We start from the raw sequence: 17150 nt of genomic DNA on the forward strand, positions 1-17150 counted from the left end.
ATGATGCGCAGCATGGATGCATCCCGTATCGGAAGGAAGGATTTCGTACCGCCGAAATCCTTCCTTGAGACTGCAAGACCTGCTGCGTGTCAGACCGCGATCTTGCCGCCGCCTTGCCTGGTGATGGCAACGACCGCCGGGCGCACCGGCATGTCCGGCTTGAAGTCGGGCCAGCGCGTCGACAAATCCTCATAGTAGGACGGACGGCCGAAAGCCTCCCAGTCCTCGCCGCCGTCGCCCGGATGCTGGACCGCAACGAAGGCGGTCTGGTCGTCCGGCGCAAACAGGGGACCGCACATTTCGGCGCCGATCGGCACGCGGAAGAACAGCTTTGATGTCGCCCGTGCCGTCCCCTCCGTATCGACAGCCCACAGACCGTCGGTGCGGCCGGTGGCTTTCGGGCCTTGGCCGTCGGTGGCGACCCAGAGGCGGCCAGCCGAATCTACCGTGCAATTGTCCGGCATGCCGAACCAGCCATTGGCGGTGGTTGCGGTCGAGAAGGTGGCGCCGACGTCGGCCACAGCGGGATCGCCGCATTTCAGCAGGATTTCCCACCTGCCCTTTGTCGCGGTGAAATCACCGCCGTCCTCGACGATCTCGATGATGTGGCCAAAGGCATTTTCGGCACGCGGGTTGGCAGCGTCGACCTGGTCGGCCTTGCGCTTCGAATTGTTGGTCAGCATGACATAGACCTTGCCGTTGACGGCATTGGGCTGGATGTCTTCCGGGCGGTCCATCTTGGTGGCGCCGAGCAGGTCGGCGGCGCGGCGCGTCTCGATCAGCACGTCGGCCTGGCTGGCAAAGCCGTTCTCCGCCGTCAGCGGCCCTTGGCCGAAGACGATCGGCAGCCATTCGACCGAACCGTCGTCGGCAAACTTGGCGACATGCAAGGTGCCGTCGTCGAGCAAATCCATGTTGGCGGCGCGGTTGTCCGGATCGAACTTGCCTGTGGTGACGAACTTATAGACATAGTCGAAGCGCTCGTCGTCGCCGAGATAGAAGACGACATGGCCATCCTGGGCGACGATCGATTCGGCGCCCTCATGCTTGAAGCGGCCCATGGCGGTGCGCTTCCTCGGCACCGAAGTCGGATCCTGGACGTCGACCTCGACGATCCAGCCGAAGCGGTTCGGCTCGTTAGGCTCCTTGCCGATGTCGAAACGGTCGTAATGCGCTGCCCACTCATAGGCATCTTCGGGAATGCCGAGGCGCTTGTAATTGGCCGCCTCCTTATGCCCCTGCGGCAGCTCGCCCGAGAAATAGCCGTGGATGTTCTCCTCGGCCATGACATAGGTGCCCCACGGCGTGACGCCGCCGGCGCAATTGTTGATGGTGCCGATGACCTTCGTGCCGGTCGGATCGGCGCTGGTCTTGACGCGGTCGTGGCCGGCGACCGGGCCGGAGAGCGCGATCTCGGTGTTGGAGGTGATGCGGCGGTTGAGCTTGCCGTCGCGAACGACCTGCCATTTGCCTGATACCTTGCGTATCTCGACGATAGTGCCGCCATGCGCGGCCATCTCGACATCGACTTGCTCCTTGCTGAGGGGCGCCTGCTTGGCTTTGCCATCGACGATGGTGACGAGGCCCGGAAACATCAGGTGCGGATTGGTGTATTCGTGATTGACGACCAGCAGGCCGTGCTCGGCCGAGCCGTCGATCGGGATATAACCGACATAGTCGTTGTTGTAGCCGAATTGTCTGGCCTGGGCTTCCGCCGACTGTTTTGTCGGATCGAATCCCGGCGAATCGGCGAACAGCGGATCGCCCCAGCGCAGCAGCACGTCGGCGTCATAGCCAGGTGCGACGTGATGCTTGTCGTCGATGCCGGCCTCGAGCTCGTCGAAAGCGAAGGCGGAGCCTTCGGCGGCGCGGGCATTGTCGGCGGTGATCAGCGCCAGCGGGCTGACGGTAGCGGCTATGGCCGAGACGGCAAGCGAACCCTTGAGGAAGCCGCGGCGTGAGAACCGCGCGGCGATGATCTCACCCATGGTGCGGTTGTCGGTGGGATTGGCTCCTGGCCCATCGTTTTCCTCGAGCAGGCTGGTGCGGAAATGGGCGTCAGGGGTGCGATGTTCGGTCATAGGGCCTGCCTCTGGCTGGATGGATTGCTGGAGCGTGTTGCCTGGCCAATCCGGTATTACCGGCAGGTCACAGTTTGATGACATGCCGGCTAATTGCCACCTGCGATTTCGTATCCAACATCGGCCCCGCTTGACCGCGACCGGCGCTTCGGAAACAAGAGCTGCGGCAGGCGGTAGGGACCGCATCGGGAGGAACAAAAGTGAGTTTCTGGGGACTTGGGCAGCTCTGCGTTTCGACGGTGATCTTCCTGCTGGCGGCGATGGCCGCAAAACAGTGGGGGCTGGCGCCGAGCCTCGGCAAGATTGTGCTGACGTTGGCGCTCTATTCGCTGGGCAATCTGATCATGCTGAGGCTGATCCGTGAATTCGGCATGTCGGTGTCGTTCAGCCTGTCGGCGGTGATCCAGCTGGTGTCGGTGAATGTGGTGGCGCTGGTCTTCTTCGGCGAGCGCGTCAATGCCTTGCAGGCAACCGGCATCGTGCTTGCCATCGCAGCTGTGGCGCTGATCACGCTCGGGCCCTATCTGCAAAGGCTGTAACTGCGATCGGGCCGATGAAGAAGATTGCAAGCAGACTGCCCAACTGGCTGGAGTTCCCGGTTCTGCTGGCCGGGCTGGTCATTGCCGGCGGGCTGTGGGGGTTCGAGGAGCTGATGGAGCTGGCGCGGGCGACCACGCCGCATGCCTTCGACACCGAAATCCTGCTTGCCTTCCGCAAGGCCGGCCAGCCCGACAATCCGATCGGACCGGCGTGGCTGGAAGGGGCGATGCGCGACATCACCAGCCTCGGCAGCGCCAGCGTACTGCTGCTGATCACGGCAGCAATGATCGTCTATCTGCTTCTTATCCGCAGGCCAGGCGCGGCGCTTCTCATGTTCGTCGCGGTAGCGGGCGGCCAGCTCCTGTCAAGCGTGCTGAAATTCGATATCGACCGGCCGCGCCCCGATCTGGTCTCGCATCTCGCCGATGTGGCATCGCTTTCGTTTCCGAGCGGCCACGCCATGCTGTCGGCGGTGACGTATTTGACGCTGGGCAGCATGGCGGCGCGGGTTTTGCCCGGGCGCACAACGAAGATCTATGTACTCGGGCTGGCGGTGCTGACGACAGTGGTGGTCGGCATCAGCCGCATCTATCTCGGCGTCCACTGGCCGTCCGACGTATTGGCCGGCTGGTGCGCCGGCTTTGCCTGGGCGATGCTGTGCTGGCTTGCGGCACGGTTCCTGCAGCGATGGCTTGGGCGGGCCGACGGCACCTGACTCAAATCAGCTTGTTGATCAGGCCATGACCGCAGCCTGCCAGCAGGAAAACCATCGACAGCAAGGCTGTCGAGGTTGCCAACGCTTTGAATATCTTCACCCGCTCATCCTTTTGAAGTCGTGCCTGTGAAATCGGGATCGCAGTGGATGTCCCGCCAAACGATGCCGAGGTTTGTAGCATCACAGTGCATCGGCTGGCAAAGAGTGCTGCATGTTTGGAGGCAGACCATCAATCCTTGGTGCAGGAAGACGTCGCCGACCGCGCCAGCGCAGGAACTTCATCCTCGACTGTTCGGCGATGCCGTTCTTCGATTCAACGGCGGCCAATGTCATCGAGGGTGCGGCCCACAAGGCGAGCCGCGCCGGCGTTCGCTTCATTATATCAGGCGCTTCGCCGCAGATACGCCGCATGCTGATCAACCACGGCGTCAAGCGGCCGCTGGTGACTTATACCGCCTCGATCACGGATCGCGGGCGCAGCTGGAAGAAAGCCGCGCCCGCCGCCTGAGCCGATGGCTGGCTTAGTCGAGGCCCAATGCCGCGATCTCGCCGTCGTTCATCAGCGGCACGAAGATTGTCGACTTGCCGTCGGTGCCGATGTCGGCGCTGCCCGGCTTGAACGTCGCAACCGCTTGCGGCGTGCCGCCGGCTTTGTAGCGGTAGAGCGTGCCGGTCATATACGCGGTGGCGTAGATGCTGCCGCCGATGGCAACGACGCCATCGAGGTTGGCAAATTTTTCCGCGCCGGGCAGTGGCGAAACGGCCTTGGTAGCAAGATCGACCGAGAGCAGGCCGCCCGGCTCCGCGGTGCTGAAGTCGGGCTTGATGCCCTTGCCCCAGGAAGCGACGATCAGCCGGCCGCCATCGGCGAAGATGCCATTCGGCGAAGCAAGCGCCGCATCCCTGACGAACAGTTCGGGCCGGTCGCCGTCGATGCGATAGATCGTATCGGCAAGCATATCCGTGACATAGATCTTGCCGGACGCGTCGGCGGTCACGTCGTTGAGGAAGACCGCGTTCGGCACGTCGATCGTCGATGTTAGCTTGCCGCTTGCGAGATCGACGACGCGCACATGGGTGAGGTCGGCGACGTAGAGTTTGCCGCCGACAATCGCCATGCCCTTGGGCGCGTCCATGCCGTCGGTCCAGTGTTGCGTGACTAGCTTGCCGTCCATCGACAGGATCGACAGATAGCCGTTGCCGTCGGCTTCGCCGGGATTGCCGACGATGTTCGAGACGACAACGCGCTGGCCGGCGGCGTCGAACAGCGCCGATTCAGGCTGCTCGAGGCCGCCGGTGCGCCAGAGTTCAGCGGCCTGAACTGCCGGCGCGGCCGCGATGCCGACCAGGGCGAGAAGTATCGAGGTGAAGAGGCTCTTCATGGCTAGTCTCCTGTAATGGACTGGCGGAGAGCTAGGCCTTTCGATACTTTTCGGGAAGAGCTATCAGGACTAGTACCGAAGGCTGATACCAAATCGTGCAAAAGAGGTGCATCCCATGAACGGCCTGATCTTCGAAGCGCTGAAGCGGACGCTTAAGGCAAAGGGCATCACCTATCGCGTCCTTGCCGAGCGGATGGGTGTTTCCGAGCCGACGGTGAAGCGCATCTTCCACGAGCGCAACTGCAAGCTCGACCGGCTGATGGAGATCTGCACTGCCGCCGGCGTAGAGTTGGAGAACGTGCTCGGCTCTATGAACAGAGGACCAGGACCCGCCAACCAGATCGCGCCGGAGATCGAGCGCAAGCTCGCCGGGCGGCCGGCACTGCTGTTCGTCTTTGTCATGCTTTCCGAGAAATTCACGCCCGAAGGCATCATGCGCTCACAAGGGCTGAGCGAGGCTTCGATGTTCCTCTATCTGCGCGAGCTCGAGGAACTCGGCCTGGTCGCGCTCGGTCGCGGCCTGTCGGCAAGGCTGCTGATCGAGGCGCCGATCCAGTGGAATTTCGAGGGGCCATTGCGGCCGCTGTTCGAGACGACCAACAAGAATTTCATCGGCTGGGCCATCACCCATCTTGAGCGCGAGTCGACGTTCGTCAGCTTCTCCAGGCGGATGCGGCCGGAAACGGCGGAAATGGTCAGGCGCGAGGCGGAGGAATTGGCGGAGCGCGCCAAATTGCTTGCTCATCACGACCAGCACACGACGCCTGAAGACCGACTGGTCGGCTACAAATGGACGTTTGCGTTCGGCGCAACGCCGTTCCCGGTGATCATGCCGATCGGGCCGCATCCGCGCGACGCAGGCGCACGGACCGACGATCGAGTTGCGGCTGCCGCAAACGGACGACGTCTGCCGGCCTAGGTCAAAATGCAGAACGACCGAGTCCGGGCTGTTGGCGGCAGCCAGTCTGACTGAGCTTCTTACCCCTGAGTATCGGCCGCAAACACAAGATCGAGCCGCTATTCGGCGGTCTTGTTCGCCACCTTGTCATCCCAGACCATCTGCCGGTAGTCGAAGCCGTATTCCAGCGTCGGCTTGACAATACGGAAATAGGGCGACAGGTCGAAATCGCGCGGCGTGTAGAGCGAGTGATGGCGGATGTGCAGGATTTCCCTGCGCGAATAGCTCGACTGGGCCGAGGCACGGCCAGGCGCCCGGGTAATCTCCGGCAGGATCGGGTAGCGGATCAGGCCATACGCCTCGGCGATCAGCGACGAGCAGATGGCGCGCGTCGGGTCGCCGGAACCGAAAGCCAGCATGCGGCGGCGCCAGCGCACCGGCACCGGCGGCGTCGGCAAGAAGTAGCGCAGCATGTCGAATATATTCTTGAGATCGTATCTGAGACCGAGCCTGCCGATCATGAACGCGACGACCGCTTCGCGGTCATCTGGAGCCAGGCCACTCGCACGGCAGATGCGGGTGTTGTAGCTGCGATAGCGCGACAGCGGCACGGCGATGCAGCCATCGCCGAGCGTGACCTCGATCAGGCGCCGCCGCTCCGATCCGTCCTCCGGCTCCGGTAATGCATCGCCGACATAGAAGGCGGCATGCGACCAGGTCGACTGGGTGAGGTATTTGATCGCCGCCGAGATCTTCTGGTTGCCTTCGATGAGCAGGATGTCGCCGGGCTCGAGCGTGCGGCGCAACGTTTCGGCGTCCGACGGCGTGTAAGGCTCGTAGCCGGACGATTCCTCCTGCAGCCGGCCGGCAAGCCAGCGGCCAAGTCGGTCCAGAAGCGTGTCGCCGGGCTCGGTCATGCCAGACGGCGATTACCACAGGGCGGCAAGTTAGACCATGATCAGCCCACGCCAGGCGTGCCGGCGTCTTCGTGCGCAACTGTGAGATCTTCGCGCGCCTTACGGGCGAACTTCCTCGTCGAGCGCTTCGGGCTGTCGCCGAAAAGCTCGGCCGCCTCGGCGAGACAGGTCTTTTTCAGGCTCTTTTCCGAACGCTTCAGCAGCTTGGCAAGCAACCGCGTCTCTTCAGCAGGACCGAGTGGCTGGTCCTCGGCATCGAGAAGCGCGCGCATGACGAACACATCGTGCAGCTCGCCGAGCCGCTCGCCCAATTCGTCGACGGCCCTGCGCCGCATTTTGATCGGCGTCGGCCACAGCCGGCCGAGCAGCGACAGGTGCATGCCATGCGTCTTGGCCGCCTTGCGCAGGTCGTGAAAGTCATCGGCTTCGCCGCGCGAAGCCGCCTTGTCCAGCGCTTTCCTGGCACGGCGCAAAGTGGTGCGCGCGCCTTCGGCGAGCACGTCGGCAGCCTGCTCCGGCTTGTCGGGCAGAGCGAGCTTGTCGATCCGGGCGACACCTTCCTCGCAAGCGGAAATCGCCGCGCCTATCGCAGCATCGAGGCCTCCTCCGCCATGCAGTTCATGCTGGCGCGCGACGAGCCTGTCACGGACGGCACCGAGGCCATCGCCGGCACTTTGCTCGGGAAAGCTTGCCGCCAGCCGGTCGATTGTTTCGACCAGCGCGGTCGCCTCGCGCGGGCCGGCAAGCAGGGCCGCCACCTGGCGGTAGCACTGATTCTCCGTCACGCAGAATGTTTCGTCTCCGGAACGGACAAGGCGCAGCAAGGCGCGGACGTTCTTCAGCCGTTTGCGGCATTTGTGCAGCCCCGGTTCGGGCCTGTCACGCGCCGCGTTCAGATGGTCGATCACCTTGCCGATCTCCTCGGCGAGGATGCGCCTGACCTCTCCGGTCAGCGACATGCGCGGATCGATACGAAAGCTCATGCGACGATCTCCGGAATCCCCCCAAGGGCGAGCGACGCGTTGTAAAATCTCGGCTCGCCGGTGACTTCACGGCCGAGCCAATGTGGCAGCATTTCGTCCTGTATATCATCCGGCGTCTCGAGCTCGGCGATCACCAACCCCGCAAGCGTCCCGCCGAAGACATCGACTTCGTAGCGATAGCCGCGATGTTTAACATGGTGGCGTGTCTTCTCGATGACATGTCCGATGGCAAAGGCCTGCATCTCCTGCGCCTCCGCCAAAGGTACCGGATATTCGAATTCATCGCGCTCGCGTGCCTGGCTGCCGAACTTGAGCGTCAGCTTGGCGGCCGCATCGTTGCTGATGCGAACACGAACCGTACGGCTGGGTTCGGCGACAAGATAGAATTGACGGATATGAATGTCCGCCTCGACCATTGCCCGCCATTCCTCACCTGAGACCAGGAATTTACGCTCGATTTCCTTGCCCATGGCCAGGCACTAAAGCGCGCACGGCCAGAGTTGGCAAGCCGCTTGACCGCACTTGACTTTAATCATTCGATTGATTAAATTGTTGGCCATGATCAAATCGCCCAGCGCCAGCGGCCTTCCTCATGAGGCGCCCAAGACCGCCGCCGATATGACGCGGGCGGCACTTGTCCGCGCGGCGTTGAAACTGTTCGGACGGCAAGGTTTCGACGGCACCTCGACGCGCCAGATCGCGGCGGAGGCCAAGGCCAATATCGGCTCGATCGCCTATCATTTCGGCGGCAAGGAAGGGCTCCGCAACGCCGCGGCCGACTACATCGTCGACACCATCCAGACCGTTGCCGGCCAGGCGATCGGCAATCTGCAGGCGCCGGTCGCGGCATTGGCCGACACCGAGGCCGCGCGGGCACATTTAGCCGTCGCACTGGAGCGGATGGTCGCCTTCATCGCGGCAAGGCCGGAAGCCGGCGAGATTGTACAGTTCGTCCTGCGCGAGCTGTCGCATCCTACCGCGGCGCTCGACCGTATCTATGACGGCGTGTTCGAACCGGCGCATAACCGGCTCTGCCTGATCTGGGAACAGGCGACGGGCGAGCCGGCCGAGAGCGAGCGCACAAAACTCACCGTGTTCACGCTGATTGGCCAGGTCGTCTATTTCCGCATCGGCCGCGAGGCGGTTATGCGCCGCATGGGCTGGCGCGAGATCGGCAATGACGAGGCCGGAAAGATCGCGGCGGTGGTGACGGATAATCTCAGCGCGATTTTGGCTCGGCGCGATTTGGCTGTCCGGAAGGATCGTGGATCATGAGCCTGCTCTGTTCTTTGCCGCTTGCCGCCCAGCTTTTCAGCGCCTGCGCGCCGGGAGCACCGCTCGCCGTCGGCTACGTCGAGGGCGACTACGTCCTGCTCGCGCCGATCGAGGTGGCGCAGGTCGAGACGATTGCGGTCAAGCGCGGCGACCGCGTCGCGCCCGGCACGCCGGTGGTGACGCTGGAAAACGCCGACGCCAAGATCGCCATCGCACAAGCCGAGGCGGCCCTTGCGCAGGCCCAGGCGCAACTTGCCGACCTGCAGGTCGGCAAGCGGCCTGAAGAGATTGCGGTGCTCAAGGCGCAGCTCGACATGGCCAAGGCGCAAGCCGCCGACGCCAAACGCCGTTACATCCGCGCCAGCGATCTGTTCAAACGCGGCACCGGCACACAGGCCGACTACGACACGGCTTCCGCGACGCTGGAGACGGCCAACGCGCAGGTCGGCCAGGCGGAGGCCAATCTCGCCGTCGGCGGCCTGCCGGCACGGCCGGAGACGATCAAGGCCGCCGACAATCAGGTCAGGCAGGCGCAGTCGGCGCTGGAGCAAGCGCAATGGCGGCTGTCGAAGCGCGTGCTGACGGCGCCCTCGCCCGGCCGGGTCAACGATGTCATCCGCTATCCTGGCGACACGGCCGGGCCGACCGCGCCGGTCATCTCCATGCTGCCGGATGGCGCGGTGAAGCTCAGCGTCTATGTGCCGGAAAGCGCGTTCTCCTCGGTCGACGTCGGCACGCTGCTCAACGTCCATTGCGACGGCTGCGGATCGGGCGTGAAGGCTCGCGTCAGCTACGTGTCGCCGGATCCGGAATTCACGCCGCCGGTGATCTACTCGCTCGAGACCCGGCAAAAGCTGGTCTATCTGGTCGAAGCGCGGCCGGAGGGCGACGCCAGCGCATTGCAGCCCGGGCAGATCGTCGACGTCGATCTGGCGGATATCGGAAAATGAACGTCATCGACGTGCACGGCCTGGTCAAACGCTTCGGCGACAAGACCGTCGTCGATCATGTGACTATGGCTGTGGCCGAGGGCGAGATCGTCGGCTTCCTCGGGCCGAACGGCTCGGGCAAGACGACGACCATCCGCATCATGTGCGGCTTGCTGACGCCGGATGAGGGCGAAGGCACCGTTCTGGGCTTCGACATCCGCACCGACAGCCTGCGGATCAAACGCGAAGTCGGCTACATGACGCAGAGATTCTCGTTCTACGAAGATCTCACGATCGGCGAGAATCTCGAATTCGTGGCACGGCTCTACCGGCTGAAGCCGCTCGACGAGCACGTTGCTAAGACGCTTGAGGAGCTCGGCCTGACATCGCGCAGGAACCAGTTGGCCGGCACCCTGTCCGGCGGCTGGAAGCAGCGGCTGGCGCTGGCCGCCTGCATCATGCACAAGCCGAAACTGCTGCTGCTCGATGAACCGACGGCGGGCGTCGACCCGAAAGCGCGACGCGAATTCTGGGACGAGATCCACCGGCTGGCGAGCGGCGGCCTGACCGTGCTGGTCTCCACCCACTACATGGACGAAGCCGAGCGCTGCCACCGCATCAGCTACATCTCCTACGGCAAGATGCTGGCCACCGGCACGGTCGAGGACGTGGTGAGGAATGCCGGGCTGACCACCTTCGTCCTGCAAGGGCCGCGGCTCGATCAGGTCGCTGCCGCACTTCATGGCCGCCCCGGCGTCGACCAGGTGGCGCCGTTCGGCGCGACGCTGCATGTCGTCGGCTCCGACAGGACGGCACTTCAGGCAGCGCTCGCCGATGTCGAGAAAGAGCACGAGGGCGTTACGGTGACGCCCGGCGAGACCAGCCTGGAAGATGTGTTCATCCAGTTCATGTCCGGTTCGAAGGACAACATGGGATGAAAAATGGGATAGACAGCATCTTTTCGTTCGCCAGGCTAGGCGCGCTGCTGATCAAGGAGTTCATCCAGATGCGGCGCGACCGCATCACCTTCGCCATGATGCTCGGCGTACCGCTGATGCAGCTGGTGCTGTTCGGCTATGCCATCAACAACGATCCGAAGAGCCTGCCGGCAGCGCTGGTGACGATGAGCAGCGATCCTTACACGCGGGCCATGGTTTCGGCGCTGCAGACCACCGGCTATTACCGCTTCGACCATGTTGCGCAAAGTGCCGCCGAAGCCGAATTCCTGATGGCGCGCGGCCACGTCGCCTTCGTCGTCACCATTCCCGCCGATTTTGCCCGACGGGTCGAGCGCGGCGACAGCCCGCAGATTCTGATCGAGGCGGATGCGACCGACCCGGCCGTCGCCAGCGGCGCCATCTCGACGCTCGGCACCGTCGCCAATCAGGCGCTGCTCAGGGCACGCGGTATGCAGGAGACGGCGGCCGAAGCTGCCCGGGGCCAGCTCCAGGTGGTGGTGCACCGGCGCTACAATCCGGAAGCCGTCTCACAATACAACATCGTGCCCGGCCTGCTCGGCGTCATCCTGCAGATGACGATGGTGATGATGACCTCGATCGCGCTGACGCGCGAGACCGAGCGCGGCACGATGGAGAACCTTCTGGCGATGCCGTCCAGCCCGCTCGAGATAATGCTGGGCAAGGTGCTGCCCTATCTGGCGGTCGGCGCCGTGCAGGTACTGGTGGTGCTGGCAGCCTCGAAGCTTCTGTTTGCCATCCCCTTCACCGGGTCGATGTCGCTGCTGTTGACGGCGGTCCTTATCTTCGTCTTGGCGCTGGTGCTGCTCGGCTACACGATCTCGACGATCGCCCGCACGCAAATGCAGGCCCTGCAGCTCACTTTCTTCTTCTTCTTGCCGTCGATCATGCTGTCCGGCTTCATGTTTCCCTATCGCGGCATGCCGGACTGGGCGCAGATTTTCGGCGAGGTGCTGCCGCTGACGCATTTCCTGCGCATCATCCGCGCGGTGATGCTGAAGGGCGCCGAGCTGCCGGCGGTGGCAACGGAAATCGGCTGGCTGGTGGTGTTCGTGGCGCTGTTCGCCGGTATTGCGCTGGTGCGGTTCCGCCGGACGCTGGATTAGGGTCGAACTCGATCCGCTTGTGCAAATGATCGAGATTTACACGGACTTGGCCTGGCCCGGGACCGGTGTCAATTCAGGCGCATTGAGCCCTTCGAAGGGATCGCGCCAGGCGTCGATTTCTTCGAGTTTAAGATACCAGCGACTGACAGAGGGATAGTCATCGAGCGGCAATCGGGCGACATCGTTGAAGGGCAGAAACGTCGCCATTCGAAAGTCGGCATAGGAAACCGAAGCGCCGACCAGCCATTCTCGCTCAGAAAGCTCGGCATCAAGTATGGCAGCGGCCGTGCGGAAGTCGCTCAGGCCCTCCTCAACCCGCGCCTGATCGATCGGGCCGAGCCCATAGCGCTGTTTGGTCCCGCGTTCGAAATGCACGACATCGCAGGCTCTTGCGAAGTTCTCTTTCCCCCAACTCAGCCATCGGATCATCTCGGGCTCGTCGTCGCCAGCGCGCCAGAAATCCGAATGCATATCGCGCGAAAGCCGACAGGCTATGGCGTCGGCCTCCCAGAGGCTTTTTCCCGAACCTATAAGGATGGGCAATGAAAGATTTGGATTGAGCGGCCGAAATCGCTCGGCCTGGCCCGGAGCGAAGGGAGAGGCGAATTCAAACTCGACCTTGGCGTTGAGATACCGTGCCACCGCGACCGCGAGGCGAGGATTGGGATTGCGGCTGAAGAACAGTTTCATTGATCTCAGTCTTTGAAGGGTACCGGTTCGACCGGGTGCAACGGAGGCTCGAGCGCCTCGAACCGGCACCTGGAATTGGTTACTATATTAGCTGGCAGCAATGATCTCGGCATAGGTGCTGAGATCGACATTGCCGCCGGAGAGCACCACGGCAATGCATTTCCCGGCAAGGTCGATCTCGCCTGACGACAGCGCGGCCAAGCCGACGCAACCGCCGGGTTCGACGACCAGCTTCAGACAAGCCATCGCATCGCGCATCGCCTGTGCCACCGCCTTGTCGGAAACGGCGATGGCGCCGGCGAGATTCTTGCGGTTGATTTCGAAAGTGATGGCGCCCGGCTCGGCGACGAGAAGGGCATCGCAGATCGAGGTGTGGCCGGGCGTGTTCGACATCCTGGCGCCTTTGATCAGCGAGCGGCGTGTGTCGTCGAAATGCTCGGGTTCCACGGCCCAGACGGCGGTGCCCGGCGAGGCGTCCTTGACCGCGATCGAAATGCCGCTGCTCAACCCGCCGCCGCCGCAGGGAACCACTACTGCATCGAGGCTGACGCCAAGCGCTCTTGCTTGGCGCATCAATTCGAGGCCGATCGTGCCCTGGCCGGCGATGATGGCCGGATCGTCGTAGGGCGGCACTAGGACCATGCCCTTTTCCACGTAAGAACGGACGACGGCAGTGCGATCGTCGCGGACCCGGTCGAAGGTGATCACTTCCGCGCCCATCTTCCTGACATTGCCGACTTTCATCGCCGGCGCATCGGCGGGCATGGCGATGACGGCCTTGACGCCGAACATCGCCGCTGCGGCGGCAACGCCTTGCGCGTGATTACCCGACGAGAAGGCGACGACGCCGCGGGCGCGTTCTTCCGCCGAGAGCGAGGAGAGCTTGTTGTATGCACCGCGGAACTTGAACGAGCCGGTGCGCTGCAACGTCTCCGGCTTGAACAGGATCCTGGCGCCGAAGCGATTGTTCAACTCCGGCGATTCGATCAGCGGCGTTTCGACGATCAGTCCGGACAATCGCGCTGCTGCACTGTGAATATCGGCGATGCCGGGAGGGGTGATCATGGCTGGGTCCTGCAAGAGATGAGACTGCCTATGTGCACGGAAAGGGAAGCCGCGCACCAATGAAAAAATGTGACCGTTACAATTCGACTTGGAAGCAGGAGTGGGCGTGACTGTCACCCACCTCTCCTCCGCCCTCCGCCATGCTTCGTCATTTCGACAAATCGCTGCCGATTTACCGGCATTGCCGGCCGCCCCTCACCCCAACAGCGTCTTTTGCCGTTTGGGGCCGCCGATCTTGCGCCAGGTGTTGAAGCGATGGGTGGCAGCGGCGAAGGAGATCTTCATCTGCTGAGCAACCGAATAGCGCGACTTTCCCTCGTCGAACAGGCGATAGCAGCACTCGACGCCCTCCTCGGTCAACTTGCCGTCGGGAGCCTTGTTATGCGGATTGGCGGGATCAAATTTTTCGACCTGCTGCTCGACCAGCCCTTTCAGGCGCTGCAAGTCCGCCTCGATGTTAGCGATCAGGTCGAGAACCGGCTTGGGGTCAAACGGCTGCTGTTTTTCCAGCATCTGCGGGTTCCTTTCTCTTGGTTGAGATTCGGTTATATAGGTGAACGTTTGCCGATAGCAACGGCAATGTGTTCGGGATTTTGAAGCCTGTACCTTTGAGCATGAGTGGAGCGGGCACGATTGACCGAGGATGTGCGAAGCTCTAGTTTAGAACCGTTCTAAACTAGGGTGAATTTCTCATGCTTTCCCGCGTTTTCGGCTTCGGCCGCCGTCCCTTTGAATCGCTCTCGGAACAGGAGATCCTGGCGCTCGCCATCTCCTCTGAGGAGGATGACGGGCGCATCTATCGCGCCTATGCCGACGGGCTGGCGGAGAGCTTTCCGCAATCGGCCAAGGTGTTCGAGGAGATGGCGGAGGAGGAGGACGGCCATCGCGATTCGCTGATCGAGCTTTACCGCAAGCGCTTCGGCGAGCGCATACCGCTGATCCGGCGCGAACATGTGAAGGGCTATTACGAGCGCAAGCCGGACTGGCTGGTGAGGCCGCTCGGCATCGATCATGTGCGCAGCCAGGCCGAGGCCATGGAGCGCCAAGCCTACCTGTTCTATATCGAGGCGGCCAAACGCACAGGCGATGCGTCGACGCGAAAGCTGCTCGACGACCTGGCGATCGCAGAACAGGGCCACGAGACACTGGCGCAGCGGCTGGAGCAAAAGCATGTGCCGGGCGCGGTCAAGGACGAAGAGGCGGCGGCCGAGCAGCGCCAGTTCATCCTGACCTATGTGCAACCGGGGCTGGCCGGGCTGATGGATGGCTCGGTGTCGACGCTGGCGCCGATCTTTGCCGCCGCCTTTGCCACGCATGATACGTTCCAGACCTTTCTGGTCGGGCTTGCCGCCTCGATCGGCGCTGGCATCTCGATGGGTTTCACCGAGGTGGCTTCCGACGACGGCAAATTATCTGGCCGCGGCTCGCCGGCAAAACGCGGGCTGACCGTCGGCGTCATGACGACGCTGGGCGGGCTCGGCCATGCGCTGCCCTATCTCATCCCGCTTTTTTGGACGGCGACCATTGTCGCCGCCGTGGTGGTTTTCTTCGAGCTGTGGGCGATCGCCTTCGTGCAGAACCGCTACATGCAGACCCCATTCTGGCGCGCCGCCTTCCAGGTGGTGCTGGGTGGCGCGCTGGTGTTTGCGGCAGGGGTGCTGATCGGGAATGCTTAACCATTCACCGCCTGGCTGTCCTGAGGCGCCTCGGCGCGTTCGGTCAGGCCGTAATCGCGCACGACATGAGCGATACGCAAACGATAGTCCGCAAAGATACCGCCGCGCCCGGCCTTCTGCGCCTGCCGATGTTCCTGCGTGTTGCGCCAGGCCTTCACCGCATCCTCGTCGCGCCAGAAGGACAGCGACAGGATGCGGTTCGGATCGGCAAGGCTCTGGAAGCGCTCGATCGACAGGAAACCGTCGATGCCGTCGAGCAGTGGGCGCAGATCGGCGGCGATGCCGAGATAGGCATCGCGCATGCCCGCCGCCGGCTCGACCTCGAAGATGACGGTGATCATGGTTTTACCAAAGGAGCATGTGGCCCGGAGGCGAGCTTGAGGAAGGTGCGGTCCTCCTTCAGGATGAATTTTTCCCGCCGGGCGAACTCGTAATTCGCCTTACCGGCGGGATCGGCGGCGAGCCGGGCGCGGTAGGCTTCGTAGGCCGCAAGACTGTCGATGTTGTAGGCGGCATAAGCCGTGGTGGCCGAGCCTTCGTGCGGCGCGAAATAGCCGATCAGATCGGCGCCGCAGCGCGGGATCGCCTGCCCCCAATTGCGTGCATATTCCTCGAACGCCGCCTTGCCGAACGGATCGATCTCGTAGCGGATGAAGCAGGTGATGGTCATTTTCGCCTCCTTGGCGGTGGATGTTTTCTTGCGGTCACAGTTCGAGCCGGATCGAAACGTTCCGAAGATCGATATGCTAGGCAAATCCTTCGCTGATCATGCCTGCCAGAACGATTTCGCGCATTCGCGGCGGACGTCTTCAGGTGTCAGGCCAAGGTCCCGCAGCAGATGATCGTCGATCTCGGCGAGGTCGAGACGCTGCAGATGACGGTCGTACCACCGCTTCAGGAGCCGCCGCCGCAAGCGCCGCAAGACAATGAACGGGAACGGCCGGCGAGCAGGCGCGGCGCCGAGAATGGTCCTTGCAGGCATCGTTGTCTCCTTGATTTGCATCGAGACTAATGCTTTTCTGACGAGGATGCTTCGATGAGGAACGAACCATGCGCGAAGGACCTGACATAGCCCGCATTGCCAGCCTGGTGGGCGATCCAGCGCGGGCAAACATGCTGTCCGCACTGATGGGCGGCACGGCACTGACGGCGAGTGAACTGGCACTCGAGGCCGGGGTGTCGCTTCCGACAGCGAGCTCCCATCTGTCGAAGCTGATGGAAGGCGGGCTGCTGACGCTGGCAAGCCAGGGACGGCATCGCTACTACGGCCTCGCCGGCCCGCAGGTAGCAGGCATGATCGAGGCGATCACAGGTGTTGCCGCTGCGGCCGGGCCGCAACGAGTGCGGCCTGGCCCACGCGACGCGGCCATGCGCGTGGCGCGGGTCTGCTACGACCACCTCGCCGGCGAGCAGGCGGTGGCGATGCTGGACCGTCTCGTCGCTCGACAAGTGCTCCTGCGAGATGATGAGGAGATTCAGCTTGGGCCGTCGGCCGCCTCGCATTTCGCCGCGATCGGCATCGATGTCGAGGGCAAGGCGCGGCGACCGGTGTGCCGGGCCTGCCTCGACTGGAGCGTGCGGCGTTCGCACCTCGCCGGCACGCTGGGCGCCGCCATTCTCGACAAGATCCTCGCCGAGAAATGGGCGCGGCGCGAGAAGGACAGCCGTGCGGTGATTTTCTCGCCGACAGGCAAGCAGGCGTTCGAGAAGACGTTTCTCGCCTGACGGCTCGCTTCGACGCACTAGAACGGCTCGTCGTTTCACGGAAACACCGAACCGCTCTATCTTTTTTGTTTTGACGCAATCCCAGACGGAAAACCGCTTCACACTTTTCCTGGAATTGCTTGTCTTATGACTTTCGCTGCCGAATGGGTCAGAAAGGAACGCTGAGAGAGGGTAGCCGCCCTCCCTCAGCG

Annotated in this window: 20 protein-coding genes and 1 pseudogene; 10 read left to right on the forward strand and 11 right to left on the reverse strand. The window is 63.1% G+C overall.

The window, feature by feature from the left end; all coding sequences use genetic code 11:
- Positions 1-89: 89 nt before the first annotated feature.
- Complete coding sequence (locus NKH59_RS29620; protein WP_352979533.1) at positions 90-2081, reverse strand: PhoX family protein; 1992 nt, start codon at positions 2079-2081, stop codon at positions 90-92.
- Between the two features lie 200 nt (positions 2082-2281).
- Between NKH59_RS29620 and NKH59_RS29625 the strand changes: the two genes are divergently transcribed.
- The 3 genes and pseudogenes from NKH59_RS29625 to NKH59_RS29635 form a co-directional block, all read left to right on the forward strand.
- Complete coding sequence (locus NKH59_RS29625) at positions 2282-2620, forward strand: hypothetical protein (RefSeq protein WP_023679017.1); 339 nt, start codon at positions 2282-2284, stop codon at positions 2618-2620.
- A gap of 14 nt (positions 2621-2634) precedes the next feature.
- Positions 2635-3336, forward strand: coding sequence for a phosphatase PAP2 family protein (locus tag NKH59_RS29630; protein WP_352451848.1), 702 nt, complete (start codon positions 2635-2637; stop codon positions 3334-3336).
- 259 nt (positions 3337-3595) lie between these two features.
- Positions 3596-3844: pseudogene (locus NKH59_RS29635) on the forward strand (sodium-independent anion transporter); the annotation flags it as partial.
- A 13-nt stretch (positions 3845-3857) separates the two neighbouring features.
- Here NKH59_RS29635 and NKH59_RS29640 read toward each other — a convergent pair.
- Positions 3858-4718, reverse strand: coding sequence for an SMP-30/gluconolactonase/LRE family protein (locus NKH59_RS29640; RefSeq protein ID WP_352451849.1), 861 nt, complete (start codon positions 4716-4718; stop codon positions 3858-3860).
- A gap of 115 nt (positions 4719-4833) precedes the next feature.
- Here NKH59_RS29640 and NKH59_RS29645 point away from each other — a divergent pair, with 115 nt between their 5' ends.
- Complete coding sequence (locus NKH59_RS29645; protein WP_352451850.1) at positions 4834-5637, forward strand: helix-turn-helix domain-containing protein; 804 nt, start codon at positions 4834-4836, stop codon at positions 5635-5637.
- Between the two features lie 98 nt (positions 5638-5735).
- On the opposite strand, the gene NKH59_RS29650 is transcribed toward NKH59_RS29645, so the two are convergent.
- Genes NKH59_RS29650 through NKH59_RS29660 form a run of 3 tightly spaced genes read right to left on the reverse strand, consistent with a single transcriptional unit; the run spans position 5736 to position 7986 of the window.
- Positions 5736-6533: a C40 family peptidase gene (locus NKH59_RS29650; protein WP_352771408.1), complete on the reverse strand. Its 798-nt coding sequence runs from the start codon at positions 6531-6533 to the stop codon at positions 5736-5738.
- Positions 6534-6574: 41 nt separating this feature from the next.
- Positions 6575-7516 (reverse strand): CHAD domain-containing protein, encoded by a 942-nt coding sequence (locus NKH59_RS29655; protein WP_353023906.1) that lies wholly within the window; start codon positions 7514-7516, stop codon positions 6575-6577.
- Positions 7513-7986, reverse strand: a complete 474-nt coding sequence (locus NKH59_RS29660; RefSeq protein ID WP_352473606.1) for a CYTH domain-containing protein — start codon at positions 7984-7986, stop codon at positions 7513-7515. The genes NKH59_RS29655 and NKH59_RS29660 overlap by 4 nt, the downstream gene beginning before the upstream one ends.
- 88 nt (positions 7987-8074) lie before the next feature.
- Here NKH59_RS29660 and NKH59_RS29665 point away from each other — a divergent pair, with 88 nt between their 5' ends.
- Genes NKH59_RS29665 through NKH59_RS29680 form a run of 4 tightly spaced genes read left to right on the forward strand, consistent with a single transcriptional unit; the run spans position 8075 to position 11803 of the window.
- Positions 8075-8791, forward strand: a complete 717-nt coding sequence (locus NKH59_RS29665; RefSeq protein WP_352817952.1) for a CerR family C-terminal domain-containing protein — start codon at positions 8075-8077, stop codon at positions 8789-8791.
- Positions 8788-9741 carry an HlyD family secretion protein gene (locus NKH59_RS29670; protein WP_352817890.1) on the forward strand — a complete coding sequence of 318 codons (954 nt, stop codon included), beginning with the start codon at positions 8788-8790 and terminating at the stop codon, positions 9739-9741. Before NKH59_RS29665 ends, NKH59_RS29670 begins: the two co-directional genes overlap by 4 nt.
- Positions 9738-10658: an ABC transporter ATP-binding protein gene (locus NKH59_RS29675; protein WP_023679007.1), complete on the forward strand. Its 921-nt coding sequence runs from the start codon at positions 9738-9740 to the stop codon at positions 10656-10658. Before NKH59_RS29670 ends, NKH59_RS29675 begins: the two co-directional genes overlap by 4 nt.
- 8 nt (positions 10659-10666) lie before the next feature.
- A complete protein-coding gene (locus tag NKH59_RS29680) occupies positions 10667-11803 on the forward strand; it encodes an ABC transporter permease (protein ID WP_353023910.1) in 1137 nt (378 codons plus the stop codon).
- A gap of 36 nt (positions 11804-11839) precedes the next feature.
- Here the strand turns inward: NKH59_RS29680 and NKH59_RS29685 are convergent, their stop codons facing one another.
- The 3 genes from NKH59_RS29685 to NKH59_RS29695 all read right to left on the reverse strand — a co-directional run bounded on the left by NKH59_RS29685 (position 11840) and on the right by NKH59_RS29695 (position 14071).
- Complete coding sequence (locus NKH59_RS29685; protein WP_352817888.1) at positions 11840-12493, reverse strand: glutathione S-transferase family protein; 654 nt, start codon at positions 12491-12493, stop codon at positions 11840-11842.
- Between the two features lie 87 nt (positions 12494-12580).
- On the reverse strand, positions 12581-13558 hold the full coding sequence (locus tag NKH59_RS29690; RefSeq protein WP_352817885.1) for a threonine/serine dehydratase family protein: 978 nt from the start codon (positions 13556-13558) through the stop codon (positions 12581-12583).
- A 195-nt stretch (positions 13559-13753) separates the two neighbouring features.
- A complete protein-coding gene (locus NKH59_RS29695) occupies positions 13754-14071 on the reverse strand; it encodes a hypothetical protein (protein ID WP_352451855.1) in 318 nt (105 codons plus the stop codon).
- Between the two features lie 179 nt (positions 14072-14250).
- On the opposite strand from NKH59_RS29695, the gene mbfA reads away from it, so the two are divergent.
- Entirely contained in the window at positions 14251-15234 is a 984-nt protein-coding gene (gene mbfA, locus NKH59_RS29700) for an iron exporter MbfA (protein WP_352473594.1), read from the forward strand.
- Here mbfA and NKH59_RS29705 read toward each other — a convergent pair.
- The 3 genes from NKH59_RS29705 to NKH59_RS29715 all read right to left on the reverse strand — a co-directional run bounded on the left by NKH59_RS29705 (position 15231) and on the right by NKH59_RS29715 (position 16216).
- Positions 15231-15575, reverse strand: a complete 345-nt coding sequence (locus NKH59_RS29705; protein ID WP_352539800.1) for an antibiotic biosynthesis monooxygenase family protein — start codon at positions 15573-15575, stop codon at positions 15231-15233. The genes mbfA and NKH59_RS29705 overlap by 4 nt on opposite strands.
- Positions 15572-15904: an NIPSNAP family protein gene (locus NKH59_RS29710; RefSeq protein ID WP_352684016.1), complete on the reverse strand. Its 333-nt coding sequence runs from the start codon at positions 15902-15904 to the stop codon at positions 15572-15574. Before NKH59_RS29710 ends, NKH59_RS29705 begins: the two co-directional genes overlap by 4 nt.
- 96 nt (positions 15905-16000) lie before the next feature.
- On the reverse strand, positions 16001-16216 hold the full coding sequence (locus NKH59_RS29715; protein WP_352539798.1) for a DUF1127 domain-containing protein: 216 nt from the start codon (positions 16214-16216) through the stop codon (positions 16001-16003).
- Positions 16217-16284: 68 nt separating this feature from the next.
- Between NKH59_RS29715 and NKH59_RS29720 the strand changes: the two genes are divergently transcribed.
- Positions 16285-16959 carry an ArsR/SmtB family transcription factor gene (locus tag NKH59_RS29720; protein WP_352539797.1) on the forward strand — a complete coding sequence of 225 codons (675 nt, stop codon included), beginning with the start codon at positions 16285-16287 and terminating at the stop codon, positions 16957-16959.
- Positions 16960-17150 lie beyond the last annotated feature (191 nt).

Source organism: Mesorhizobium sp. M0998 (assembly GCF_040318885.1).
Taxonomy (GTDB): domain Bacteria; phylum Pseudomonadota; class Alphaproteobacteria; order Rhizobiales; family Rhizobiaceae; genus Mesorhizobium.

What these genes read in the sequence shown, in the direction of transcription:
- NKH59_RS29620 (WP_352979533.1), bottom strand. Translation starts at nt 2,081, where the DNA reads ATGACCGAACATCGCACCCCTGACGCCCATTTCCGCACCAGCCTGCTC.
- NKH59_RS29630 (WP_352451848.1), top strand. Translation starts at nt 2,635, where the DNA reads ATGAAGAAGATTGCAAGCAGACTGCCCAACTGGCTGGAGTTCCCGGTT.
- NKH59_RS29640 (WP_352451849.1), bottom strand. Translation starts at nt 4,718, where the DNA reads ATGAAGAGCCTCTTCACCTCGATACTTCTCGCCCTGGTCGGCATCGCG.
- NKH59_RS29645 (WP_352451850.1), top strand. Translation starts at nt 4,834, where the DNA reads ATGAACGGCCTGATCTTCGAAGCGCTGAAGCGGACGCTTAAGGCAAAG.
- NKH59_RS29650 (WP_352771408.1), bottom strand. Translation starts at nt 6,533, where the DNA reads ATGACCGAGCCCGGCGACACGCTTCTGGACCGACTTGGCCGCTGGCTT.
- NKH59_RS29655 (WP_353023906.1), bottom strand. Translation starts at nt 7,516, where the DNA reads ATGAGCTTTCGTATCGATCCGCGCATGTCGCTGACCGGAGAGGTCAGG.
- NKH59_RS29660 (WP_352473606.1), bottom strand. Translation starts at nt 7,986, where the DNA reads ATGGGCAAGGAAATCGAGCGTAAATTCCTGGTCTCAGGTGAGGAATGG.
- NKH59_RS29665 (WP_352817952.1), top strand. Translation starts at nt 8,075, where the DNA reads ATGATCAAATCGCCCAGCGCCAGCGGCCTTCCTCATGAGGCGCCCAAG.
- NKH59_RS29670 (WP_352817890.1), top strand. Translation starts at nt 8,788, where the DNA reads ATGAGCCTGCTCTGTTCTTTGCCGCTTGCCGCCCAGCTTTTCAGCGCC.
- NKH59_RS29675 (WP_023679007.1), top strand. Translation starts at nt 9,738, where the DNA reads ATGAACGTCATCGACGTGCACGGCCTGGTCAAACGCTTCGGCGACAAG.
- NKH59_RS29685 (WP_352817888.1), bottom strand. Translation starts at nt 12,493, where the DNA reads ATGAAACTGTTCTTCAGCCGCAATCCCAATCCTCGCCTCGCGGTCGCG.
- NKH59_RS29690 (WP_352817885.1), bottom strand. Translation starts at nt 13,558, where the DNA reads ATGATCACCCCTCCCGGCATCGCCGATATTCACAGTGCAGCAGCGCGA.
- NKH59_RS29695 (WP_352451855.1), bottom strand. Translation starts at nt 14,071, where the DNA reads ATGCTGGAAAAACAGCAGCCGTTTGACCCCAAGCCGGTTCTCGACCTG.
- mbfA (WP_352473594.1), top strand. Translation starts at nt 14,251, where the DNA reads ATGCTTTCCCGCGTTTTCGGCTTCGGCCGCCGTCCCTTTGAATCGCTC.
- NKH59_RS29705 (WP_352539800.1), bottom strand. Translation starts at nt 15,575, where the DNA reads ATGATCACCGTCATCTTCGAGGTCGAGCCGGCGGCGGGCATGCGCGAT.
- NKH59_RS29710 (WP_352684016.1), bottom strand. Translation starts at nt 15,904, where the DNA reads ATGACCATCACCTGCTTCATCCGCTACGAGATCGATCCGTTCGGCAAG.
- NKH59_RS29715 (WP_352539798.1), bottom strand. Translation starts at nt 16,216, where the DNA reads ATGCCTGCAAGGACCATTCTCGGCGCCGCGCCTGCTCGCCGGCCGTTC.
- NKH59_RS29720 (WP_352539797.1), top strand. Translation starts at nt 16,285, where the DNA reads ATGCGCGAAGGACCTGACATAGCCCGCATTGCCAGCCTGGTGGGCGAT.